Origin of the sequence: Sutcliffiella sp. FSL R7-0096 (assembly GCF_038595065.1) — a bacterium.
GTDB lineage: Bacteria > Bacillota > Bacilli > Bacillales > Bacillaceae_I > Sutcliffiella_A.
Genome location: NZ_CP152003.1, coordinates 857,214 through 882,803 on the forward strand (window position 1 = coordinate 857,214; position 25,590 = coordinate 882,803).

Annotated in this window: 18 protein-coding genes; 10 read left to right on the plus strand and 8 right to left on the minus strand. The window is 43.3% G+C overall.

What is annotated here, in order from left to right:
• Positions 1-51: 51 nt before the first annotated feature.
• A complete protein-coding gene (locus MKY77_RS04460) occupies positions 52-1,797 on the minus strand; it encodes an ABC transporter ATP-binding protein (protein WP_339149086.1) in 1,746 nt (581 codons plus the stop codon).
• 117 nt (positions 1,798-1,914) lie between these two features.
• Entirely contained in the window at positions 1,915-4,380 is a 2,466-nt protein-coding gene (uvrA, locus tag MKY77_RS04465; protein ID WP_339149087.1) for an excinuclease ABC subunit UvrA, read from the minus strand.
• A 147-nt stretch (positions 4,381-4,527) separates the two neighbouring features.
• Between uvrA and MKY77_RS04470 the strand changes: the two genes are divergently transcribed.
• Positions 4,528-5,244 carry a MerR family transcriptional regulator gene (locus MKY77_RS04470; protein WP_339149088.1) on the plus strand — a complete coding sequence of 239 codons (717 nt, stop codon included), beginning with the start codon at positions 4,528-4,530 and terminating at the stop codon, positions 5,242-5,244.
• Between the two features lie 70 nt (positions 5,245-5,314).
• Here MKY77_RS04470 and MKY77_RS04475 read toward each other — a convergent pair whose 3' ends face one another.
• Positions 5,315-5,482, minus strand: a complete 168-nt coding sequence (locus tag MKY77_RS04475; RefSeq protein ID WP_339149954.1) for an AI-2E family transporter — start codon at positions 5,480-5,482, stop codon at positions 5,315-5,317.
• A 152-nt stretch (positions 5,483-5,634) separates the two neighbouring features.
• On the opposite strand from MKY77_RS04475, the gene MKY77_RS04480 reads away from it, so the two are divergent.
• The 4 genes from MKY77_RS04480 (at position 5,635) to MKY77_RS04495 (ending at position 9,406) form a co-directional block, all read left to right on the plus strand.
• The gene (locus tag MKY77_RS04480) at positions 5,635-5,988 is read left to right on the plus strand and encodes a PadR family transcriptional regulator (RefSeq protein WP_339149089.1); all 354 of its coding nucleotides are present in this window, start codon (positions 5,635-5,637) and stop codon (positions 5,986-5,988) included.
• A complete protein-coding gene (locus tag MKY77_RS04485) occupies positions 5,975-6,964 on the plus strand; it encodes a hypothetical protein (protein WP_339149090.1) in 990 nt (329 codons plus the stop codon). Before MKY77_RS04480 ends, MKY77_RS04485 begins: the two co-directional genes overlap by 14 nt.
• A gap of 113 nt (positions 6,965-7,077) precedes the next feature.
• Complete coding sequence (locus MKY77_RS04490) at positions 7,078-7,914, plus strand: STAS domain-containing protein (protein WP_339149091.1); 837 nt, start codon at positions 7,078-7,080, stop codon at positions 7,912-7,914.
• 265 nt (positions 7,915-8,179) lie between these two features.
• Positions 8,180-9,406 carry a helix-turn-helix transcriptional regulator gene (locus MKY77_RS04495; RefSeq protein ID WP_339149092.1) on the plus strand — a complete coding sequence of 409 codons (1,227 nt, stop codon included), beginning with the start codon at positions 8,180-8,182 and terminating at the stop codon, positions 9,404-9,406.
• A 149-nt stretch (positions 9,407-9,555) separates the two neighbouring features.
• Here MKY77_RS04495 and MKY77_RS04500 read toward each other — a convergent pair whose 3' ends face one another.
• Together MKY77_RS04500 and MKY77_RS04505 are read right to left on the minus strand one after the other, a co-directional pair.
• A complete protein-coding gene (locus MKY77_RS04500; RefSeq protein ID WP_339149093.1) occupies positions 9,556-9,954 on the minus strand; it encodes a hypothetical protein in 399 nt (132 codons plus the stop codon).
• Between the two features lies 1 nt (position 9,955).
• Positions 9,956-12,163 carry an MMPL family transporter gene (locus MKY77_RS04505; protein ID WP_339149094.1) on the minus strand — a complete coding sequence of 736 codons (2,208 nt, stop codon included), beginning with the start codon at positions 12,161-12,163 and terminating at the stop codon, positions 9,956-9,958.
• A gap of 181 nt (positions 12,164-12,344) precedes the next feature.
• Here MKY77_RS04505 and MKY77_RS04510 point away from each other — a divergent pair, with 181 nt between their 5' ends.
• From MKY77_RS04510 to MKY77_RS04520, 3 genes are all read left to right on the plus strand, one after another.
• Positions 12,345-13,031 carry a response regulator transcription factor gene (locus MKY77_RS04510; RefSeq protein WP_339149095.1) on the plus strand — a complete coding sequence of 229 codons (687 nt, stop codon included), beginning with the start codon at positions 12,345-12,347 and terminating at the stop codon, positions 13,029-13,031.
• A complete protein-coding gene (locus tag MKY77_RS04515) occupies positions 13,024-14,412 on the plus strand; it encodes a HAMP domain-containing sensor histidine kinase (RefSeq protein WP_339149096.1) in 1,389 nt (462 codons plus the stop codon). Before MKY77_RS04510 ends, MKY77_RS04515 begins: the two co-directional genes overlap by 8 nt.
• Positions 14,413-14,530: 118 nt before the next feature.
• Positions 14,531-15,775: a helix-turn-helix transcriptional regulator gene (locus tag MKY77_RS04520; protein WP_339149097.1), complete on the plus strand. Its 1,245-nt coding sequence runs from the start codon at positions 14,531-14,533 to the stop codon at positions 15,773-15,775.
• 49 nt (positions 15,776-15,824) lie between these two features.
• Here the strand turns inward: MKY77_RS04520 and MKY77_RS04525 are convergent, their stop codons facing one another.
• Both MKY77_RS04525 and MKY77_RS04530 read right to left on the minus strand, forming a co-directional pair.
• The gene (locus tag MKY77_RS04525) at positions 15,825-19,541 is read right to left on the minus strand and encodes a S8 family serine peptidase (protein WP_339149098.1); all 3,717 of its coding nucleotides are present in this window, start codon (positions 19,539-19,541) and stop codon (positions 15,825-15,827) included.
• A gap of 945 nt (positions 19,542-20,486) precedes the next feature.
• Complete coding sequence (locus MKY77_RS04530; protein WP_339149099.1) at positions 20,487-21,392, minus strand: TetR/AcrR family transcriptional regulator; 906 nt, start codon at positions 21,390-21,392, stop codon at positions 20,487-20,489.
• A 182-nt stretch (positions 21,393-21,574) separates the two neighbouring features.
• Between MKY77_RS04530 and MKY77_RS04535 the strand changes: the two genes are divergently transcribed.
• Together MKY77_RS04535 and MKY77_RS04540 are read left to right on the plus strand one after the other, a co-directional pair.
• The gene (locus MKY77_RS04535; protein ID WP_339149100.1) at positions 21,575-23,143 is read left to right on the plus strand and encodes a DHA2 family efflux MFS transporter permease subunit; all 1,569 of its coding nucleotides are present in this window, start codon (positions 21,575-21,577) and stop codon (positions 23,141-23,143) included.
• A gap of 525 nt (positions 23,144-23,668) precedes the next feature.
• Positions 23,669-24,271, plus strand: a complete 603-nt coding sequence (locus MKY77_RS04540; protein ID WP_339149101.1) for a methyltransferase — start codon at positions 23,669-23,671, stop codon at positions 24,269-24,271.
• Positions 24,272-24,492: 221 nt separating this feature from the next.
• Here MKY77_RS04540 and MKY77_RS04545 read toward each other — a convergent pair whose 3' ends face one another.
• The gene (locus tag MKY77_RS04545; RefSeq protein ID WP_339149102.1) at positions 24,493-25,560 is read right to left on the minus strand and encodes a GIY-YIG nuclease family protein; all 1,068 of its coding nucleotides are present in this window, start codon (positions 25,558-25,560) and stop codon (positions 24,493-24,495) included.
• Positions 25,561-25,590: the final 30 nt, after the last annotated feature.

Consider the following 25,590-nt stretch of genomic DNA (forward strand, 5'->3'; position numbering starts at 1 on the left):
AAGCATTAATAATGCTCAAGGGTTCACCACCCTTGACCATCATTGTTTCAATCAAGTCAGCTGTTGCTCCGCAAATTCCCGATACAATTTATGCGACCCCACTAACTCCTGATGAGTCCCCATACCGGTAATCTCACCCTTTTCAATGAAAATTATCTTATCCGCATTCACGATGGTAGACAATCTATGTGCAATAACAAAAGTAGTACGGCCTTCCATCAGCCTCGTCAACGCTTGCTGCACAATTCCTTCTGACTGACTGTCCAGACTTGCTGTTGCTTCGTCCATCATCAAAATCTTAGGGTCGCGCAAAAAGGCTCTTGCAATCGCAATTCGCTGGCGCTGTCCGCCTGATAGCATGACACCTCGTTCGCCCACCTCTGTATCAAGCCCTTTTGGAAAGTCTTGAATGAACTGGTCGGCATAAGCCATCTTGGCCACTTCCCATAAGCGGTCATCTGTGAGCTCCTCTTTATTTTCCAAGCCATATGTTAAGTTATCTCGAATGGTTCCAGCCATCATCGGGCTGTCCTGGGAGACATAACCGATCTGTTCGCGCCAGGATTTCATGGATAACGAGCTGATTGGCAAAGTGCCTACGAAAATTTCCCCGTCTGTGGGCTCATAAAAACGTTCAAGTAATCCAAAAAGGGTGCTCTTCCCGCCGCCGCTCGGTCCTGCAAAGGCCACCATCATGCCAGGTTCTACATCAAATGAAACATTGTGCAAGATAGGCTCGTCTTCGTTATATCCAAAGGACACATCTCTAACAAAAACAGGCTGATTGGTGATATCCGCAGCCAATCCTTCTTGTCCTGGCTCGTCCTTAATTTCCAAAATGTCAATAATGCGTTCCGTCGCACCCTTCGCTTTTTGCAACTGTGTGAAGAACATCGTAAACGAAGTGATCGGAAAAATGATTTGGAACAGGTAAAGCAGGAATGCCACAAGGGCTCCGGTTGACATCGTTCCTTCTGCAACACGAATCCCACCGTAACCGATAATCACAACGATGACGAGCATGACCACCATATACATAAGCGGTCCAATGATGGCAAAAATACGCGCTTCTCTAAGTCCAAATGTCAAAAGCGTACGAATGCCGGACTGCCCCTTTGCTTCCTCTGCCATCTCAGCATTGGATGCTTTCATGAGGCGAATTTCGCTTAATGTCTGCTGAACGCTGCCGGTGAAATTGGCCGTCTCATCTTGCATGCCACGCGAAATTTTCGCCATTTTTGTGCCAAGAGGAATCATGACTAACGTGGTTACAGGAACAGAAATCAGCATAAGTAAGGTCATTTTCCAATCCATTATGAAGAGGATGGTGACGGCCCCGATAATGGTGATGATTCCTGTGATGAATTGGGGAAAATGCTGGGAAATCAAGTCTTTCACAATCCCTGTGTCATTGACCACGCGGCTGACCGATTCCCCGCTTGTTTTTGTATCAAAATAACTGACAGGCAGGCGGATCAATTTGAACCACATCCTCTCACGGAGGCCGGCAACGATGCTTTGGCCGACATAGGCGAGGGAGTAAGTGGATAGACCGTCAATGACCGCCTGTATGATAAAGACAGCTGCAATTGCGACAATCAGACCGACACTGAGTGCTTCCATGGAAAATCCGTCGACCAGCTGCTGGGTCAGTAATGGGATGGTCAATCCGACCAGTGTCGTGATAAGACTACCGACTAACCCAAGGGTCAAAGCAACCTTTGGTATATTAGTAGAAAGAATGAGTGATAAGAATTTTTTAAGATTGGTGTTTTTTTTTGTTGGTTCGGTTTGCATGTTATAAATAGCTCCTTTGGAAAAGTGGGACGGCTTCCTTCCCCCATTGCATGGTAGTGCTGGGAGAAAGGACCTTTCCTCCATTGTACGTTTTATATATGGTTAGTTCCCATCTGTTTATGACAGTTTCAGGAACCTTCCTGTGTGTGAGGCGTTTACTTGAGCAATCTGTTCTGGTGTCCCTTCCGCGATGATTTGTCCGCCCTGGTGTCCGCCTTCAGGTCCGATATCGATGACCCAATCGGATGCTTGGATTGCTTCTGTTGTATGTTCGACGATGATGACGGTGTTTCCTGCACTAACCAGTTTATTGAGCAGTAACAGAAGCTTTTTTACGTCCGTAGGGTGAAGTCCGGTCGTTGGTTCGTCAAGCAAATACAAAGTGTGGTTCGGTTTTTGTTTGTACAGCTCTTTTGCAAGCTTCAGGCGTTGGCCTTCCCCGCCGGAGAGGGTGGTGACAGATTGTCCCCAATTGAGGTAGCCAAGACCTACGTCGCACAACAGTTCAATGATTGGGGAGAGCTTCTTATCCGATTTGAATAAGGACCGACTTTCTTCTATTGTCATATCCAGTATGGATGATATCGTTTGTTTTTTATACGTAATGTCGAGAATGTGATCCTTAAAACGTTTTCCCTTACATGCAGGGCATGTCACTTCAAGGTCTGGAAGGAAATGCATATTGGTCAAGACGAATCCAAGACCCTGGCAGTGTTCACATCTTCCGCCCGGGGTGTTGAAGGAGAAATCTTTCGGTTTTAGTTTTTGCTCCTTGGATTGAGGGAGGCCTGCAAAAAGGTTCCTTATAAAAGTAAAAGCATCTGTGTAGGTTGCGATATTGGAACGTTGCATCCTAGTCAGTGGGGACTGACCCACTGTAATAACGTTTTCCACCTCTTCAAATCCGATGATTTTCTCACATCCATCTATTATTCCGGTTGCCCCTGATGCAAGTACATCGAATACCAATGTTGATTTTCCAGAGCCGGAAACACCGGTCACTGAAGTAAGGGTGCCGAGTGGGAATGAAACCGTAACATCTTTCAAATTATGTTTGTTAGCATGCTGAATAGTAATCGTTTGCCCGTTCCCTAGCCTTCTTGGAAATGTTTCAGCATTAGGCCGGCTCAAGTAGTTACCTGTGATCGATAGTTCCTGGACCATCAACTCCTTGAGGTTTCCTTCTCCGACCAATCTCCCTCCGAACTTGCCTGCTCCCGGTCCGATATCGATTATATGGTCGGCCCCACGCATCATCTCTTCGTCGTGTTCAATGACAAGGACGGTGTTGCCCAAATCCCTTAATTCTTTTAAGACCTTCATTAACCCATGTGTATCTTTTGAATGAAGTCCTGCAGTAGGCTCATCAAGAATATAGAGCACGCCAGTCAACGCTGATCCAAGGATGGTAGCCAGTCTTAGGCGTTGAGATTCTCCTCCTGACAATGTAATGGTCTGCCTGTCGAGTGATAAATACCCTAAACCAACATAAAGGATCCGTGTCACCTTCGTTTTCAATTCGTGCAGCAAGGGATTAAGGACATCCAAGTTCCCATCCTCGAAATAGGCAGGGAGTTCCTCTACCCAGAGAAGTATATGATCCAATGATTTTTTAGTAAGTGTGGTAATGGAGCTTCCTGCTACAAGTATTTGCCTGCACTCTTTTTTCAATCGCTCTCCGGCACAGTCTGGGCAGGTGGTATTGAAAAATAAATCCGCCTCGCTTGATTGGCCGCCCTTTTCTTTGTATCTTCTCCAGATACCTGTTACCACCCCTTCAAATTTCCCTTGGCCGACTTGCTTTGGCGGTTTGGTATCTGGACGATGGCTGAGGAATTGTTCGCTTTCCACCCCATAATATAAGAGGTCCTTCTGGATATTGTTGTATTTATTTAATGGAAGGTCGAAGTCGAAAGGGATCTCATAATAGGTTGATGCGGCTTTCAAGATGGCAAGCTGGTAATCGCGGAATTGACCTTTCCAGATAGTGACGGCGTCCTCGTTAAGGCTAAGCTCCCCAAGAAATACCGAACCCTCATGCAGTTCGCTTACCTTTCCAAGGCCATCACAGGTACCGCATGCCCCTTCCGGTTTATTGAAGGAAAAATGACTGCGTGTTAATCTTTCCATCCTGTGATTACAGTGAGGACAATTAATGAACTGTTTGAACCCAGAATTTTCTTCGTATTCCTCTTTATCAATCAATGGGGGGATGGACTCATGACATTTGGGACAAGGACGCTCCCCAAGCTTTTCAAAAATGACCCGGAGGTATGTATACATATCTGTGATCGTTCCGACGGTCGAACGTGGGTTTCGGTTGGTGATATGCTGACCGATGCTGATGGAAGGGGACAGTCCGATGATGGAGTCGACTTTTGGCTTGCTTATAGCATCTGTGGTCATTCCCATAGACTCCATATACTGGCGCTGGCACTCTCGCTGCAACGTATCAAGGGCCAAGGTTGATTTCCCAGATCCGGACGGTCCGGTTATCAATACAAGCTTATTTTTGGGGATTTTAAGCGAAAGATTTTTCAGATTGTGCTCCCGTGCACCATGGATTTCGATAAATTGATTCAATTTCTTCACTCCTTTTTTTAGCTTACCTTTCTATTCTATAACATTGATGCAAATGGTAACCTTATGTGAAGTATATATTGATATGATAAAATGAACCTTATCATGTTACTTTAATGTTTTACAAGAATGTTTTTGGGGGGATGGGTCATGTTCAGGCCAATTGATATTGCCAGAAAGATTGGAGTGAGTACAAGTGCTTTGCGTCACTATGAAGATTGGGGTATTGTTCCCCCGGTGAGGCGAAATGAGAAAGGGTACAGAATTTACACTGAGCTGCATGTAGCGTACTTCGAATGTATAAGGGCAATGAGTCCAGGTTTTGGTATGAAGCTTATCCGCGACATCATGCCTCTAATACAGCGAAAGGAAATAGCGGAAGCGCTGTGGATGGTGAGTGAGGTACAGGCTAAACTGTACAATGAGAATAAAAAGGTAGGAAAAGCGCTGGAATTACTGGAGAAGGATCAAATGGAAGAAATGGAAGAGAAAACGCCTATGAAAAAGAAAAAAAGGTATTCCATCAGCGAGGCGGCTGATGCGATTGGTGTAGCAAATTCCACACTCAGGCACTGGGAAAAAGAAGACTTGATTGTGCCAGAACGTGACCCGGATAGCGGTTACAGGCTTTATTCCGGGAGCGACCTCCGGAAGTTACTAATCATTAGAACTCTTCAAAATGCTGTTTACTCACTTGATATCGTCAGGGAGGTCCTTGCCGAAATGGACCACCATAATATCTCAGAAGCTATTAAAATAACCCGTGAATCACTGGAATATCTGGATTACTTGATAAAGCAACAGCTACGGGGGATGAGTTATTTGTATTATTTATGTGAGCAGGTGGAGAGGGAGTCACCAGCATGAAGAATGAGCGGTGAACTCTCTCTGTTCCAGACAATTGATAATCTTCATTCCAGAGCTTGACTTTTTGCCACTAGGCTTTCCTTAACCGATAAATACCAAATAGATTTTTCGTTACAACCTTTAACACCGAATACACCGGGACCGCCAACAGGATTCCAATAAATCCATACTGCTTTCCTGCTGCAAGAAGAAGCAGAACGACTGTCAAAGGATGAATGGACAGTTTGTTTCCGAGGATTTAGAAATGTTCATTACATAGTACATGCGCCTACGAAAAAGTTGTGTAAACGCACATATCAAAAAAATGGCTTTACTTCCCTCACTTCCATACTGTATGATACATAGTATAGATCATACTGTACGACATATAGTATAAAAAGAGGTGAGCAGATGGGCGATGGGTTATTGCAATCTTTGACGACGGAATTGAGAAGGGGAACGTTGACCCTGGCGGTATTAAGTCAGTTGAGAACCCCGCAGTATGGGTATTCACTTGTCCAATTGCTTGAACAAAGTGGAATCACTATCGAGCAAAGTACGCTTTATCCGTTACTCAGGCGGCTGGAAAAGCAGGAAATGGTGACAAGCAGTTGGGACAAAACAGAAAGCAGGCCTCGCAGGTATTATGTGTTGAGTGAATATGGGACAGTGACTTTCGAGAAATTGAAAAAGGAATGGGAGAAAACGTCTCAGGAGTTAGCGATTTTGTTAAGGGAGGAGAATGAGGAAAATGAAACTCATTGATCTATATGTTCAAGAGGTGACAAGAAGGCTGCCTGAACGCCAACGGGAAGATATTGCACTCGAACTGCGATCGACCATTGAGGATATGTTGCCAGATAACCATCAGGAGAAAGATGTCAAAGCAGTCCTTTCCGGTCTTGGCCACCCGGCTAAACTTGCTAGCGCTTATCTGGATAAGCCGATGCATTTGATAGGACCGCGATATTTTGATGTCTATGTCAGTCTGTTAAAGTTAATCATTCCACTTGCGATGATCATTTCGTTTTGCGTGGTGACCTTTGTCGGTATTTTCTCTTACAGTGGAGAAGGGGAAGTGATCCCGGTACTATTGGGCATGATTGGGGATGGGGTCTGGAACAGCCTTAGCGCAGGGATGCAGACATTTTTCTGGATAACACTTACGTTTGCGATCGTGGAAAGGTACGATACCTCCAATAAAACCAACCCGATTACATCAAACTGGAAAGAATGGACACCTGAGGATTTGAAAGATGTTCCATATATACCAAAAGAAAAAGCAATTACAAAGGTGGAATTGTTCGGCAGTGTAATTTGGACGGTCATTTGGGTAGCTGGCTACTTCAATGCCAATAGACTGCTTGGAATCTATGAAAAAGGAGTAGAGGGACTGACACTTGTGACGCCACTTTTCAATCAAGCCCAATTAATTTCCTTCTGGCCACTGGTAATGTTGGTGATCCTGTTGGAGCTTGGATTGGTAGCATATAAATGGAAACTTGGTCAATGGACCATGAAGCTTGCCATTGCCAATGCGGTTGTCCATTTGGTATCGCTTGCAGTATTCATCCTCGTTTTCAGCAATTTAGCCGTGTTCAATCCAGCATTTTTTGACTATTTTCAAGAGCTATTTGGCTTTACCCACCAGCTTAATCTGATTTATTGGGTGGCGGTACTGATATTTCTCCTTTCTTCTATATCGGATATTTATCAAGGTGTGAAAAAGGCGAAGAAGTGATACAATAAGTCTTAAATACAAGTAATGATGAACAAGGGAAGGGTTATTAAGACTTCTTTCCCTGTTTTTGTCGAATAAAAGAGGAAGTAAATACATGAAAAGGGGATAATGAAATGAGTGTGAAATTTATCAGCAATGGAGAGGTAACCGATTTTCTTAGTGAACATAAGGATGAGTTTGAGGCGATTCTGTTATCAGAAGCTGTAAATGTCGCATCCAAAATCAATGATATTTTGCAACAGGGAAATATCGATCTTCTTAAAAATGCTCAAACCTTGATTCAACGAGTGGTGGAGCAAAAAGAATCAGAGGTTATCGCATTCGCAGAACAGGAAGGGGTAGCCTGGGCAAAACACGCCCTCACTTTATCTTTTAAGCTGGAATGGGTGCAGGCGATCAGAAGGACACTGTGGAAATTCCTACATAGATATATTGAGGAAAGAGGAACATACCTCACCCCGGAAGACTTTTTTGAAATGGAGAAGAAAGTAAATAACAATATCGATTACTTCTTGAACAGTTTCTTCCTGAGCTATTCTCATTACAAGGATGAGTTGCTTAATTCTCAAAGAAAGCTGGTGGAGCATCTATCTGTTCCCATCATCCCTGTCAGTCCGACCGTTGCGGTGTTGCCATTGATCGGTCATGTGGACGACTATCGCATTCGTATCATTGAAGAAAAGGCCTTGTTGGAAATCTCCAATTTAAAGCTACAGACACTTGTCTTAGACCTCTCTGGTGTCACTACTATGGAGGAGAGTGTCATCTCAAAGTTTGAAGATATTCTTACTGGCGTGTCGATGATGGGGTGCAAGGCGGTGCTGACTGGCTTAAGGGCAGAGCTGGTTCGTGAGATTGTCAGCTTGGGAGTGACCTTCCATCAGTATGCAGAAACGCACGGAACGTTGCAACAGACATTGAAGAAGTATTTGGCTGTACAGGAAGTATAAAAAGAACCGGTGGGATCCTTATGTATGGAGCCCTACCGGTTCTTTTTATATCCGTTCTACTGTGAATTCCCCAATTTTCTTCCCTTCTTTTCCTTCTTTTCACCTATTGTATGATTTTTTTCGACCTTTTCAGATAGATAAAAAGTAGAAAAACGTCATTTTCAGGACTTATTTCCCGAAAAATAACCCCAAGAGGTATTTTAAAAGCTTTCTATAATTCTTTATTAACAGGGGCACTAGCTTAGTTATTAAAGGAGAGATTGTTATGGTAGTGGGGGGAATTATTAGATTTTATCGTGAACGTGCAGGGTTGACACAATCCCAGCTTGGGGAAGGTATTTGTACGACGAACCATGTAAGTAAAATTGAGCGGGGGAAAACGGCTTACTCAGATGAAATCATTTCACTATTATCCGAAAGATTAAATATAAATATTCGGGAGGAATTGGCATATCTCCAAGAGGTAAAGAGACTTTTACAAGAGTGGCACAATGCCCTGATCCTGCGTAGAAAGACCAAGATAGAGGAACTGAGGGATAAATTGGGTAAATCGGAGGTGGTGCAGGCCTCTAAGTATGCTGCGCGTTACCATCTGTTGATGGCTCGGTACTATCTGCATCACAATAAATTAGAAGAAGCAGAGGCTTTGATCAAAAAGGTAGAGAAAGAGTACATAGATAAGATGCCTTTTGACTGTAATCTATATCTTCATATAAAAGGAATCTATTACTTGGGGTCTTCCAACAATGAAGATCATCAGAAGGCGATAAGTGTGCTAAATCAAATCAATCTAAAGGAATACGGAAACAAGGAATATTATTATCACCTTGCGACGGCTTACTTTTTGATTGATTCCAAAGTATTGTCTTATCACTATATCGAGAAGGCGCTTAAATACTTTAAGAATTCAAATAATTTTTTTCAGGCAAATAGGGCGGAGGCGATGATGCTTTTGCAATTGAGCAGCGACATTTACAGTGACTTCGATTTTATCGTGGATAGATACAATAACCTGATCACCAACTGTGAGCAATATGGGCTTATCGAAAACAAAGGACTTTTGTTGAATAATCTAGGATATGAATATTACAACAGGAAGCTGTATGATGTGGCATTGCATTATTTTAAAGAGGCATTGTCCCTAGCAGAAGAGAAATCGAATAGTTATCTGATACGCCTATATAACTATATCGACTGTAGCATAGAAGGGAACTTCGGTAAGAAGCGGTTCTTACTCAGGAAAATAAAAGAAGGGCTGGAAGACGCAAACTTGAGTAACAATTCCTTGCATAAGACCTTGTTCATGCTATTAAAGTATCGTATGGAAGCAAACTATGAAGCCTACTATCTGTTCATGGAAACAGTAGCGCTGCCTCAATTTTATTCAGGAAAGCATGTGGCCTTGATGAAGCGATATGGAAAGGTCCTTTTTACGCATTACATTGAAAATAAAAACCATGAGAAAGCTGCCAAAATGTCCACGTACATCTAAAAAAGGCCAGGTTTCTCACCCACCTAAAGGTGAGCGGGGAACCTTAGCCTTCTCTCTATTGTTCGCTTCCTTCTGTTTGGTGTGCATTGAATATCCACTAAAATTCGAAGGAAAGCTCTCCTACATTTTAAGAGCAAGGGGTCTTCCTTTTACTTATCTTTTATATGTTTTCCAAAAATGAATGTCATGAGCGCAAATAGAATGAAGCTGATCATTAATATTGTCCCGCCCACGATATAGAAAATCAAGGTGAATGTCTCTGGAAGTGCTCCAGGTTTCAGGAAGTACATCCACATCCCTGCTGTAAGCCCGAAGCTGCCGATGATTGCCGTCCATACATGGAAGGTTGCGAGCTTGGATGTTTTAGGGATGGCAAACAAGGCGTAAAAGACAGCAAAAGCAAACAGGGAAAGCCAGCCGACCACAAGGATGTGGGCATGGATGGCACGGAATGCGTAAGAGCCAGCCCCTGCCATGTGTCCTCCTATGAAGGCTCCAATTACCGCATATAGTGCAGAAAATCGGATTAACAGTTTGGTCCTATTCATATTATTCTCTCTCCTTTTGACTCTTTTGTTCTATGACTTTTGAAGGCCACCAGTTCCAATTTTTCAATGAAGTAACAATTGCAGGCACCAGCATGCCCCTTATGAGAAAGGCGTCCATTAATATACCTATACAGACAATAAATCCAAACATAAATAGCTCTAGAATAGGTTGTGTCATCAATACACCGAATGTTGCGGCAAGAATGATACCTGCAGAAGAAATGACCCCTCCAGTCAACGCGACACCGCGTCTTGTAGCTTCTTTGATGGAGAAGTAACGATTCTCTTCCTTTATTCTTGAAATGAGCATGATGTTGTAATCGACCCCAAGGGCTACAAGGAAAACAAATGCGTAAAGCGGAATGCGATAGCTCATCCCCTCAAAGCCAAAAAGATTATCAAAAATGAACCAACTTAAGCCAAGTGCTGATGCGTACGATAACAATATGGTTGTCATCATGTAAACAGGTGCCACCAGCGAGCGTGTATGGAAAATCAGCATTCCGAAAATCACTACGGTGACAGCAAGTACAATAATTATTGTATCACGGTCATTGGTGGAACGGATATCAGCGGAAGCAGCGGTTTCCCCCGCAAAATAAATGTCATAATCTTTAGCGTTAAATCCGCTTTCTCTCAATATTTCTTGTTTTGACTCGTTCAATCGGTCGAGAAGGTCCATTGCTTCTTCTGCATATGGATTCATCGTTAAAATGATATCAAATTTCAATGCATTACCATCTTCACTTATTATGCGACTTCCTTCTCTGCCGCCAGTAGCCACGATTTCTTTTTCAGGGAGAGTAGTACTGGAAACTCCACTCATGCCAATGAAACTCTCGTTCAATGCCTCTATCGCATCGAGCTCACTATCAGAAAACGTGAAGCCGGTCTCTTTTTCCACCAACACATTTACAGGAGCCAGTTCCCCGGCAGGGAATTTTTCCTCCAGTTTTTCAAAACCAATCCTGGATTTCATCTCTTCCGGGAAGGATTGGATAATATTATAGGAATAGTTGGCAGTGAACAATTGGGAGGCATTCAAAAGTAAAAAGACCAGTACAATTCCTCCAACAAGCTTAGGTTTATTCGTCACAAGTTCCCCAATTTTCCCCCAGAAACGATTCTTCTCTAATGTTTCTTCGCCTACTTTAGGGATGAAGGGCCAGAAAGCTCTGCGACCGAATATAGTGAAAAGTGCTGGGATCAAGGTAAGTCCAGCCAGTAATACAATGGCAATCGTAATGGTGAATACAGGTGCAAAGCTATTGTACGGTCCATAGTCTGCCAATAAGAGTACAAGCATTCCGGCAAAAACAGTTCCGCCTGAAAAGACTAGCGGCTCGGCTATCCCTTGGACAGCTTTTTGCATCGCGTGATGTTTGTTTTCCTGCTTCCTTAATTCTTCACGGAACCTGGAAAAAACAAAAAGGCTGTAGTCCACGGTTGCACCGAATAAAAGAATCATAACAATGGATATGGACTGTGCTTCAACGGTGAACACTTCATTTTTCGCTAAAAGTCCAAGTACACGATCTACAACCTGGTAAACGAATGCAACGGCCACCAACGGTATAATCGCAAGTAACGGGGAACGATAGATGACAATCAGTAGAATGAGTACCAATGCTATAGTAGAAAATAATAAAATCAAATCGGCGTTTGAAAAAATAGCAATGGTGTCAGAAGCGATTCCTGCTGGTCCGGTTATCACCATGGTTCCTTCCGTTAAGACTGCGTCCGTAAATGCTTCAATGGATTGTACGGTATCATGGACCTCGTCCATTTCCAGGTTATCTTTTAAAAATAAAGGGAGAACAAGGGTCGTCCCGTCTTCGGATAAGAAATCTCCTTTCGTTTGTTCGGGAATATGATGGAATGGAACGGCAGATTGAATGGTTTCAAGCTTGGAATCTTCCTGAATCCATTTGCTGACTACATCCACTTCCGTAAAATTTTGAGTATTCCATCCGTCTTCATTATGAAATACCAGTAAGGCGAACAAACCGTTATCATCCGGAAAATAAGCGTCGAATTTTTCACTTGCCACAACGGATTGAGCTTCTTTTGGAAGGTCGTTCTCTCCTGTGTTGACCTTGTAGTCATTGACAGAAGGTGCTGCACTTAAAGCACCGGTAAGGATGATCCAGGCAAGCAGAATCACCCAGACCCCTTTTTTGTGAGATGCGTATTTTGCTATTCTTTTCATAATTAACCTCTTTCTCTAATCGCTTTTTAAAAATCGTGCTTAACAGTATTGGAACGATGTAAGAATAGCATGGGAATGTTAATGAAATGTTAACGAGAAATTGGGATTATATGTGTTAACGTACTATTAACAATTAACTGGCATAATGGAGTAAGTAGTTCTTAGTGGAGAGGAATCAATCATGAAAATATTAATTGTAGAAGATGATATCAATATAAGAGCCATCATCCAGATGTACATGTCTAAACAGGGGTATGAAACCATTCTGGCAGTAAATGGCGAAGAAGCATTGGAGCTGTATTATGAAAAAACTCCCGATTTTATCATACTGGATCTGATGTTGCCCGAAATGGACGGGTGGGAAGTGTGCAAACTGATTCGTCTCGATGACCCGGTCATCCCCATAATCATGTTAACGGGAAAAGGGGAAAGCTACGATATCGTTAAGGGACTGGAGCTTGGGGCAGATGATTATATGGTCAAACCCTTTGACCCCAATGAATTGACTGCAAGGGTAAAGGCAGCTTTAAGAAGGGTAATACCGGCCAATCAGCAAAGGGATATCATTCATTTAAAAGATTTTATGCTTAATTTGCAAGAATTCAGATTACGCATTGGCAGCAAGGATGTAAAGCTTGCCCCAAAGGAACTGGAATTGCTCTATTATTTTGCCTATCATCATGATCAAGTCCTATCAAAGCAACAGCTATTGGACAAGATTTGGGGCTATGATTTTGATGGAGACCCCCGAACGATTGATGTCCATATTAAACGGGTGAGGGACAAACTACTTTCTAGTGGTTCCGCCTGGTCCATCACGACTATCCGCGGTGTAGGCTATCGATTTGAGGAGAAGCTCGATGAATAAAATATTTTATAAACTTTTCTTTAATTATGCCCTGATCATTACGAGTTTGTTCATCATCTTTGGACTTATCTTTTTGTATCTGTTTCACGTCGATCTTTATGAGGATTTTGAACAGACATATACCCATCAACAACAACAGATTACCAAGGTGCTCAAATCAAGTGAAGATTTTGGATGGACGGAAGAGGAAACAAAGGCTGCGCTTGAACCGAATTTAGATGAAAAGGATTTCCATGTATTCCTGTTTGATATCTATGGTAATAGAATCTTTAAGGATGTGCCCTTTGAACAAGGGGAGATAGGAAAGGGGCTATTGGAAAAAGCGAAGTCCGGAGAGTATGTTGCAAAAGGTGGCTGGAATAATGGGGATTTGAGTTATATGATCGCCTCACCGATTGAGGGGGAAGTGATCATGATCATGGTCTTTCATGATCTAAGCCATGCTTATCAGCAGGTTTTGTATATGATCTTGCTTACATTTGCCATCACCATTGCCATTGCTGGCATCATCATATGGTTCCTTTCTGCTAAAATAACTGCCCCGCTAAGGGATATGAACGAGATAGCTTTACGATATGCGAAAGGGGACTTCTCTCAATCTGTACAAATATCCTCTAAAGACGAAATAGGTCAACTTGGAGAAAGTTTCAATCATATGGCAGCAGAGCTGAATTCCTTGGAGGAAACCAGAAAGGCCTTTATAGCTAACGTCTCCCATGATCTGAGAACACCGCTTACTTCGATAAAAGGATTTTTGATTGCCCTGTTGGATGATACAATTCCAGCCGATCAACGAAAAGAATTTTACCTATTGATGAAGGATGAAACAGAGCGTGTCATCAAGCTTGTCAACGATACCCTTGATATGTCGCAATTGGAAGCAGGTCAAGTTACGTTAAAGCCCACTTCTTATAATTTGACGAAACAACTGCAGTTGATTGCCGCGAAGCTTGAACCTCATCTTGCCAACAAGAAACTGGAGATACAACTCATCCCGGACAATCAGGAAATTATGGTGGTTGCAGACAGAGACCGGATTGAACAGGCACTCATCAACCTTCTTCAAAACGCCATCCAGGTGTCATCCAATCATCAGAACATACAAGTGTTTTTGGAAAAGAAGACAGAGGAGGTTGTTGTAAGAATAATGGATCATGGTGAGGGAATAAGTGAAGAGAATCTCGAGCACATCTGGGAACGTTTTTATAAAACCGACAAAGCAAGGTCCGGGAAAACCGGAATTGGAATTGGTCTGTCCATTGTGAAATCCATTATGGATTTACATGCAACGGCCATCAAAGTGGAAAGTAACGTCGGGGAAGGTACGGTGTTTAGTTTTGCATTGCCATTGATGAAGCAAGAGTCGGATTATGAAAGATAGAGTGGAGTGAGGTAGTCATATGTCCGACTTGTTTCAATTGGGAGAAGCTGTCTGTCACCTACATACAAACTGTGGTAGGATAAGAAAAAATTAGAACATAAGCACAGGGGATGACAGCATGCTGGAAGGTAAGATTATTAAATTTTATCGTGAATTTCAGGGGTTAAAGCAAAAGGATCTAGGAGATGGAATTTGTTCAAGTACCCATATCAGCAAAATAGAGCGTGGCCTGACGGAGGTATCCGGGGAGACCATCGATTTTTTATGCAAGCGGCTGGGTATCGAGATGGAAGCCGAGTTGAAGAATTATAAGGAGATCGAACAGCTGCTAAAAGAGTGGCAGGATGCTATCGTAAAAAAACTCAAACCGAGGGTGGAATCCATCAAACGACAGCTCCAGAACTTCAATTTATTACACATGCAGGACTTCTACCGCTTATACACCCTTATCCTCACAAGGTATTATCTATTTGTTGGAGAAGGGAGGAAGGCGGACCGTTTAATCGAAGAAATGTCGGTCTGGACGGATTTGACACCTTATGAAAAAAATCTGCTCTTGCATGTAAATGGAATCTATCACTTATTAAATAAAAATAATTATGTGAACGCACTAGCCTGCTTAAAGGAAATCAATCTTGAACACTACCCTAATCAAGAATACTATTATGATCTCGCTCTAGCCTACCACTCCCTTAACTCGCGGGTGCTCGCATTCTTCCATGCAAACAAAGCACTGCAGTATTTTACTAGAATACGCAGTTTCTCCCGTATCATTGAATCAGAAATGCTCATGGTCATCCAACTCGAGCAATCAGAAGACCATCCTACCTTAAGCAAGGAATATCATAGATTGATAGAAATGACAGAAGACTATGGGCTTGAGCATCAAAAAGCGATGCTATACCATAATGTGGCTTATCTGTACTTAAGAAACGGGGAATATCATAAGGCCAGCACATTTTATAAAAAATCAATGGATGCAAGAGAAAAGAGTCATCCCAATTATTTAGGTTCCTTAGAAGGCTATGTGAATGCCTTGACGAAGGAAGGGAAGACCTCAGAAGAAAAACTTCTTGCCCTCGTGGAACAAGGTTTGGGTCTATCCAAATCTTCTAAAGCTTCTACTTTCATCCATATTTTTAACATGCATAACTTTTATCTCTCTAATCGAATGGATAAGTATTACGATTACTTGGAAAAGGAAGCATTCCCATACTTTAAGGAGAAAGGCTATATGCTGCTGGTGGAGCATTATACTGTGGTTCTTTTTGATTATTATATGGAGAAGAATGATATGGAAAAAGCCAACCGTTTTGCTGGGCCGGTTATTAATAAGTTCAGGCGGAATAATCAGTTTGTCTAAAAATAGTGGAGCATGGAGACCATTGAAGGTTCCATGCTCCATTTATTTGTTAGCGTAAACCGTAGGCTTTTATAATTTCTTGTGTGATTTTGTTGCCTTGGTCGTCCCATGCAGAAGTTCTGAGGGACACGCTCGTAGCTGATTTCGGGTTTTTAATGGATGCGGTGAAAGTATTATCATTACGGTTCAACTTCACTTCTTTCCATGTTGCTCCTTCATCAAAAGAAACTTCAAGTATTGCACCATCTACCTCTCCGTAGCCGATAGCATCTTTTACTTTTTCCACAGAGATTACAAGTTCCGTAGGTGGGTTCAATGGTGCATTCCCATTTACATCAGTGTCAACTTGGTAGTGCAATGTAAGGAATGGAAGGTCATATTGCCATAATTCATCATCTTTCTTCGCCTTGAAAATCCATTCTGTGTTGGTGCGGACAGATGTATTCCAACGGTTTGCATCACGTTTCGCTTCTGTTACGACCCGGAACTCTTTATATTCATCCGTCAGGACGTCAAAAACATTTACAGCCTGTCCTCCGCCTTCACGAATTAGCGTATCACCATGGAATAGTTTGGTTCTTTGATTTTGGACGGAAATAGCATAATCCGTTCCGCCGGTAGTACCCATTCCTGCATCTGCCCAAGCTGGAACGTTGATTTGTAAGGAACTCCCTTGTGCTCGAGGTGCCCAGTAGTTTTCCCCTAATGCTGGACGAACTACAGGAGAGAACCAGTTTTCTTCTAGTTTCTGTCCTTTTTCATAAACCACTCTTGGTTGACGAACTTCCCATGTTGCATCTAGGACCGTTGCTTGGTGGTACCAGTACGTATCCTTTGTGGCAGAAACATATTCCGTTCTTGTTGTAGGCATGGAAATTTTATGAAGGAAACCGATGGCACGTCTAGTATATGGTCTCATGTCATAACGGAACTCTCCGCCATCTGTTTCCACATGGGAATTGTAATTTGTTTCAATTATTGCAAGGTCTTTGTTCTTCGGTTCATATGCCAATTTTTTAGGAACACTTCCTTGATGGACATAATCCAGGTCATAGACATATGGAGAGTCCTTAGTTCCTTCCACCTGCAATTTCACATTTCCGGAACGGACAGCTTTGATCAGTTTGTCTCCTTCTGACTTACTGATAGCAGCGGCAGTAAGAGGCACTTCCCCTACATATGCATTGAATTCCACATTTTCATAGTTGGCAATAATCAATAGTTTTGCCCCTGCTGTGACTGCAGCTGCAGCTTGGTCTGACACACTGATAGTTTTACTGCGATCGATGACAACCGCCTTGCCTTCTGCATCCAAACTTTCGTAGTCAGCTTGTGTCCCTTCTCCCGCATAAATAGCCTCAAGATTATGCTTTCCTTCTAGAAGTGTACTTCCAGGCATCACGATATCATCCAGTTCTGTTCCATTATAATTAATGGTCAGGTATGGCTTCGTTAAGCGCCAACGCGTTAAAAATTCAAACTCTCCAAGCGTTGTCTTCTTGGTAGGTGCCGCATAAAGTTTATCCACCCATACTGGCATCAGATAGACACTGTGTACAGTTCCAGTTCCCATCGTCTGATAATATTCCATACGTTGATAAACCGGTTCTGTTTTCTTTGGAACTTTGACTGTGATTTCGTTGGCTTTTCTTGCATCCAATTCCACCGTCTTCGGTCCATCAAGTACCACTTCTGGTTCGCCGACAAGGGCAACTCCCATTTGGTCTGTACTCACATCGACGTCCATCATGGACATCACGGAGTAAGTGCCTTTTTTCAAGCGGAGTTCTCTTGTTCCTGGCACTGCAATAGACTCTGGTTGCATGTTTTCGTTGAACATTACCACATATGCAAGGGCAGGTGAGCCATCACGGTCTGTGGCATTCAATGTTAGTGTGTATCTTTCATCTTCTTTTATAGTAGCCATCGTCGTGTGGACCAATGCTTCCCCATTTGCACTTGCTGTTAAATGACCTTGGTAACGTTGACCGCTTTCTCCATGTGCAGGGTCTACTGTTACTTGTACATCTGCAGTTCCATTAGCTGGAACAGTAACGGTTGTTTGCGCCAGTGACAGCATGCCCTCAGGAGCCGAATTACCATTCGCATCTGCAAAAGTAGCTTCAAGGTCAAGGGTGATGTCTTGGTCGCTATCATTTGTGTAAGTTACTGTTTTCTCTACAGGTGCTGCCTCATCATGCGGCCATTGGAAGAAACCGAATGAAACGGATCCTGTTGCTCTTATGTCTGTATTCAATGCTTTTACTATATCAATGCGTCCTGTTCCGATATGGTATGGCTGATAGTTTGGTAGTTTTTTCGCTGTATTCATCAGTGTTTCTTTTAGTTCTTGAGGAGTGGCTTCAGGATTTTGTTGTAAAAGAATGGCCACTGCTCCTGCTACGTGAGGTGTAGCCATGGATGTACCGTTCAAACTTTTATAAGAACCTGTGCCTGATGAGTATTGAGAGCGCGCTGCCATGATCCCTACCCCAGGTGCGGAAAGGTCAGGCTTTAATGCCATATCCCCAAGTCGCGGTCCTTTGGAAGAGAACCAGGCAAGTTGGTCATTTTTGTCAACCGCACCTATCGTCAGGGCAGCATCCGCTGCACCAGGGGAGCCTACACTTCCTTCTGCACCAGCATTACCTGCTGCAATGACGAATAAGGTTCCATATTCCTCAGTCAGTGTATTCACGGCTGCTGCCATCGGGTCAGTACCGTCACTGCCGACAGAGCTTCCAAGACTCATGTTTACAACATCCGCGTTTTGAGCCGCCCATTCCATTCCTTCGATGATCCAAGATGCAAGGCCAGAGCCGGAGTCAGCGAGTACTTTTCCGACTAGTAATCTAGCATCCGGTGCCACACCTTTGTTTTGGCCGTCGGAAGCAGCGCCAGTTCCAAGAATGGTAGAGGCTACATGTGTGCCGTGTCCATTTTTATCTTGCACCTCTTCCCCGGGTACAAAGCTTACTGATTCATCCAGCTGTGGAGCGATGTCAGGGTGTGTCGGATCAATCCCGGTATCAAGTACGGCGACTTTGATGCCTTCTCCAGTAAGACCGGACTCCCAAGCAGTGTGCGTTCCAATCTGTGGGACACTTTCATGAAGGGTTGCTTCGACTTTAGCGTCCAGCCAAATTTTTTCGATTGCGTAGTTAAGTTGTGTGGATTCCGGTATTGATGGATCCGTTTTCTCAGATTGCACATCATTCCAGAAAGTTGTTGCTTCATCTTTGTTTGTTTCAAGAGCAGCAGCGTTGATGCTTTTAAGTTCACGCTGTTTCTTTGCGCCTTTAGGGGTTGCTTTTGTGGAAGCTGCTTTTGCTTTCGTTTCCTTGTATTCCACGATGACAGGGAGGGTGTTGCTGTTGTTGTCATCAAACTGATATTCTACCAGTTTTGTGATGTTGAAAAGGTTGTGGCCAAGCTTCCCTTCCGCCAGATAAGGCATCGCGGCATTCGGGTATACATATGTGTCGTCACCGACTGTGAGGACGCGAATTCCATCACCGTTGTTCTCGGCAGGTTCTACATTAATGACACTTTGGCCAGTTGGCAGTGCGGTTACATGAACGATATCCCCGGTTATTAAAGTGATTTTAGAGTCGCCAGTCCCAAGTTGATCATGGATGATGGTAGGCTCGTTAGCAGTTGTAGATTTGGTGGCTGCCCCATGTGCCTGGCCCTGAAAAAGGGACGTGGCAAGCATAAAAATCGCGACGATTGCTATAAGGAACGTTTTCAGTTTGGGCTTTCGCATGTACATTCTCCTGTTCTGTTGGTAGTTTAGTAGACTATGTAATTCTTAGAAGTAAATTGATTGATGGGCAGAGTTTGGCGGGATTTCACCTCCTGGGTTCGGTTTGCTTGCTACATGTTATGAGATTCTAGTTGTTAAAGCCATGAAGAAAGGTAATGAGGATGTCATTCGTGATGCGAAGTTAACTGAATTGTAAAGGCTGTCGGATGCTGCTGACAAATGGTGTTTTCAGTGGGACTAAAGCACTGTATATCGTGTCAGGGAAGTGGAAGAATGGAGCGGAATTAGCTTTGGGATGTATCATAAGTACTGAAAAGGGGAAGGGGAGTTGGGGTTTTGAGGTCTAAAAGGGGTTTTTGAAGGGGTCTGACCCGCTGTGCGTTAATGCGTTAAAGTGCTGTGCTGTAGATGGAAGATAGTCACCATGAGGTGGATAAAGACAATCTCGTGCAGAAAAAGTGGTTGAGAATGTCATGAAGAGGTGGATAAAGACAATCTCGTGCAGAAAAAGTGGTTGAGAATGTCATGAAGAGGTGGATAAAGACAATCTCGTGCAGAAAAAGTGGTTGAGAATGTCATGAAGAGGTGGATAAAGACAATCTCGTGCAGAAAAAGTGGTTGAGAATGTCATGAAGAGGTGGATAAAGACAATCTCGTGCAGAAAAAGTGGTTGAGATTGTCATGAAGAGGTGGATAAAGACAATCTCGTGCAGAAAAAGTGGTTGAGAATGTCATGAAGAGGTGGATAAAGACAATCTCGTGCAGGAAAAGTGTTTGAGATTGTCATGAAGAGGTGGATGAAGACAATTTCCTCCGGGAAACTTAGTTGAAAATGTCTCCATGTCCAAAAAAGAAGACAAGCGTGAGTGGAAATTTGCACTAGCGCCTGTGTTCAGTCATTCTAATCTATAATCTAATAATCTTCGTAGCACTCTGTACTCCAAGTTACCTACTGTCCGATTTCATATAACTCTCCACAAGTTCTTGAAGACTTCTCCAATCCGCTCCACCTTTAGAAACAAAATCATTGTGCCCATTAAGACTCTCCATCGCACTCTCCACCAAAAAGCGGCGCGGTGAACTGCTGTTTTTTCCGCTTAACTCCTCTTGGATAAAGTCCAACAGTTCTGCTAACCGCTCATACCCGGTTACACCGGAAAGTTTCTTTTTCAAGTCGCCCACTGCATGTGCGATAGCATGTGGCAGTGGCAGCTCATTCTCTCCTTCTTGTGGTACCCAGCGGGCCATCGATGCAGCATCCACTAAGACTTCACCTGAATTGGATACTTCCTCCACGATGTTCACCAACCGATTGACGCTATACTGGACAACTCTGTGGATATCCAGTTTCTTGTCGTGGGTCATCGTGTAGTATCTAATGCCATGATTCAGGATTCCGAGGTACATGATGGCACAATCCCAAAGATATTCTCGCTTTTCCTCTCCGAATATCTCCAAGAAACGTTGATGGACCCATCTCAGCATCCTCAGCTGACTTTTTTGGATGAAATCCTTTAGTTCCGAATCATTGATGAAGATGACTTCCTCGAATAAAGAAATCAATTTGTTTGCCCGATTCGTCTCCATTTGTAATTCAAACTGCTTGATGAAAATATTTATATCGGACGGATCCTGGCCAATCAGCAGGTCGTTCCGTTCTTTTTCCATGTCTTGATATAAAGTTTTGAACAAAGAGATTAAAAGTTCGTTTTTGGAAGAGAAATAATTATAAAAGGTGCCCTTGGCTATCCCGCTCTCATCTAAGATGTCTTGTATGGAAGATGCCTGGAATCCCTTTTCTATGAAAAGTTTATGGGCACATGTGAGAACATGCTTTTTTCGATCCTTCATTTTATCACCTAACTAAATTGGACTGTTGGTACAAAAATAATACTACACGAAAGATAACCTTTATACAAATAGCAAATTGACAAAGTTTTCATGATTGATAATTTTGGACAGATGGTATAAAATCGATATAGATGTAATAGTAGTATAAAAAATGTACTGTTAGTATAAATGGAGGAGAAAGAATGCAACAAACAGCACCAAACACAACGATAAATCGTCCGCCATATGGTATTTTGGCCATTTTAATGATCGGCGCGTTTATTGCTTTTTTAAATAATACATTATTGAATATTGCCTTGCCATCGATCATGACAGAGCTTCAAGTGGGTCCTTCGACGGTACAGTGGCTGACAACCGGCTTCATGCTGGTAAACGGTGTTTTGATCCCGACCACGGCCTTCCTGATCCAAAAATATTCTGTTCGGAATTTGTTTATCGTGGCAATGGGTCTCTTCGCAGTAGGGACGGTTATGGCCGGTTTTGCACCGGTTTTTGGTGTTCTTTTGGCAGGAAGAATGATGCAGGCCTCCGGGTCGGCGATACTAATGCCATTATTGATGAATGTGATGCTCGTCAGTTTCCCGATTGAAAAGCGCGGAACAGCCATGGGGATGTTCGGACTAATCATGATGGGGGCACCTGCAATCGGGCCGACGCTTTCCGGTTGGTTGATTGAACACTATGATTGGAGAATGCTTTTCCACTTCGTTTCTCCGATTGCGATTGCCGTCTTGCTTTTAGGGGTATTCCTACTTAAGGATAGAAAAGAAAAGCAGGATATCCGCTTGGACCAAATTTCGGTTGTCTTATCGAGTGTCGGTTTCGGTGGATTATTGTATGGATTCAGTTCTGCTGGTTCCAAAGGGTGGGACAGTCCGCTTGTTTACGGAACAATTGCAGTTGGTACGTTGTCGTTGGTTTGGTTCATTTTACGACAGCTTGGAAAAGAAAAACCGATGTTGAACTTCCGAATCTATCGTTATCCGATGTTCGCTTTATCATCTGCTATTTCCATGGTCATTACGATGGCGATGTTCTCTGGGATGATTTTGTTGCCGATTTACGTGCAGACGATACGTGGAATTTCCCCATTGGATGCAGGATTGTTGATGTTACCAGGGGCGATTGTGATGGCGTTGATGTCGCCGATCACAGGAAAGTTGTTTGATAAGTACGGGGGGCGCGCTCTCGCGATTACAGGTTTGACGATTACGGTTGTCACCACGTACTTCTTTAGTCAATTAACATTTGAAACGACTTACACTCAATTGTTGATTCTGTATACCGTGCGTATGTTCGGGATGTCCATGGTGTTCATGCCGGTTTCCACGAACGGACTGAATCAACTTCCAACGAGGTTCTATCCGCACGGTACCGCGATGAACAACACCTTGCAACAGGTATCCGGTGCGATTGGAACGGCATTGCTTGTAACATTGATGTCTACTAGGGCAGAAAGTGTGGGGCGCGAGCTTTCAGGGGATGCGATGGCAGCTTTAGGAGCGAACCCATCCACAGAGGCCATTGCGGGTGTGCAGCAACAGGTTATGATGCAAGGGATGCTAGAAGGAATCAACTTTGCCTTTTTCGTTTCAACGTTCATTGCTCTGGTTGCGCTAATATTGGCTTTCTTTATCAAGAGGGCTACGCAGGCGGAGGATCCTGTGGCAGAAATGGAGCCCGAGCCAATGGGCGAGCTTGCGGGAACCGGTAAGCATGAGGTAAAACCGAAGTTGGTTGGAAATAATTAAATTTTAACTGGATGTGTGTTTATAGTCCGCTTCCACCTTTGATGGTGGGGGCGGACTTTTTTGTTTGGGAGGAACGGTGGATTATGCGGGAACTGTCGGGCTGGGAGCGGGACGAAGGGAAGGTTGTTTTTGTAGGTTGGTGTTGAATGGCATTTATATGGAGCAAAGTGGCTTATATAATGAAAAGTTGACTCATGAATCCACGCCACAGACGGGTGAGCGCTTTACTTGTCCCAAGAGCTCTGCTAGATTGGGTGTAAGTAAAGGCTGTTTTCGTAAGCTTTGTTGCTATTTCGAATTCCTAAATCAGCCGTAATATTGCTTGCTGTCGTGCTCTTTTCCTGCCGTACTTAAGAAACTACTTGCACCTTATAGAGTATGAAAGCAGTGAAAAGTCCAATTGCCGACTTTTCTCGTAAAAAGTCCAATTGCCGACTTTTCTCGTAAAAAGTCCAATTGCCGACTTTTTACAAGTAAGTAGCAACAATCTTTGAGAAAAGAGCCTAAGTAAAAGGAGGCATAGCCATGTCAAACGCACCATCAAACTACGACCACCAACTTAACATCAAAACCTCCGACATCCAAATGGGGATCCATCGCTCTTTAACCTATCACCGCTATGAGCCGACCCCCTATGAGGCACTTGACCGGCTTTTTGAAAACTATGAAATCAAGCCCTGGGATCATGTGGTGGACTATGGCTGCGGAAAAGGGCGGCTGAATTTCTATCTGGCCCATCGCTTCGGGGCTAGAGTGACGGGAATCGAGATGAATGAAGTTTTCTACCAGGATTGCCTCAAAAACATAAAGGCATATCAAGGGAAACACCTACAGAATATTGAATTCGCAAAAACCCTGGCAGAGGAGTATGAAGTGCCTCCCACTGCCAACCGTTTCTATTTCTTCAATCCGTTCACCATTGATATATTCAGGACAGTCGTGAACAATATTCTTCTCTCTGTGGAGCATTCATACCGCACTGTGGAAATCATCCTCTACTATCCCGCCCCGGATTATGTTTTTTACCTGGAGAATCATTCTGTGTTCCGTTTCAAACTGGAGGTTCATTTGAATGAATATGAGAGGAACATAAATGAACGGTTTTTAGTGTATGAGTTTGCTTATTGATTGGCTGTCTTCGTAAACTTTCTTTTGTATTTATCAACTTACTGTTGTGCTCTTTTCCAAATTATACAAAGTAAGCTACATGCCTATTTTTAGAGTAAGCTGTGAAATGTCCTGCAACAATCATTGAAAAAAAGCTTATTGATTTGGTCGAAATGATAGAGTCTGCCACATCAATGAGAGGTTCACAAATGTTGTCCCAGCTTCATATAAATATAGAAAAGCTACTCTATTAATCTCTCTAGCATTCTCCCCAAACCATCCAGTTCGTTACTAGATATCATCGCATACCGGCACTTGCCGCTCCGCAGATAACTATAGATGATCTGCGCCTTATCAATTTCATAACGTGTAACTTGCTGAACCTGTTCTCCGGCTTCTGAAACGACTCCATCCAACCAGCTCCATACCTGTGATTTTATCTTTGCAAGCACATTATCCGATTCAGAACTGCCAACCTCAAACACCCCACTGAACAGTACATCCGTCCTCCTGATTAAAAAGAATTTCACTTTTTCTTCTTGCAATCTTTCCGCAACCATCATGACATGGTTTCCTTCAGTGAAATCCATCACTTCCTCTTTTTGCAATAGAGATTGTAAGGATTGGATGTAATTGCGATATTGGGCGGCACGTTCAAAAGCGAGTTCCTCTGCAAGTTCCATCATTTGACCTTGCATATCTTCCAGGAGCCTCGAATCCTCCCCTTTAAGCAAGGAAACTAACTGTTCCACTAGTGTGTTGTATTCTCCGACTGCCTTGCCGCCAAGGCAAATGCCGCGGCATAAACCGAGGGAATAGTTCAGGCATGGGGAGCCTTTGATTGCAGGGTTGGAGCATTGCAGGCGGTAGACATCCTTCAGTCCCCAGATGGCTCGGCTGATCGTTTTTTTATTGGTATATGGTCCAAAGCTCCAGCCATCGTCACCACTTAAGGGTTGAGTGGACATGCGGATGCGATAGAGTTTGCCGACTTTACGGACATTCAGGAAAAGGAAAGCTTCCGGTGTTTTCATCTGGCGGTTGTATTGGGGGCGGATCTCCTGGATGAGCTGCCATTCTAGCAGAAAGGCTTCAAATTCGGTATCGGTCTCGACAATCTCCACATCCCGTATATGTTTGACAAGTTTTCGGACTTTTGGGGTATGTGTGGGCGAGCTTCTAAAATACGATTGTACTCGCTTACGAAGCTGCTTGGATTTCCCGACGTAAATGACTTGGCCAGCGGAGTCTTTCATCAGATAGACCCCTGGCGCGTGAGGGAGTTCTTTTACTTTTTGAGAAAGACTCATGGGCTCTCTCCTCTCTAGGAATATAGTTCT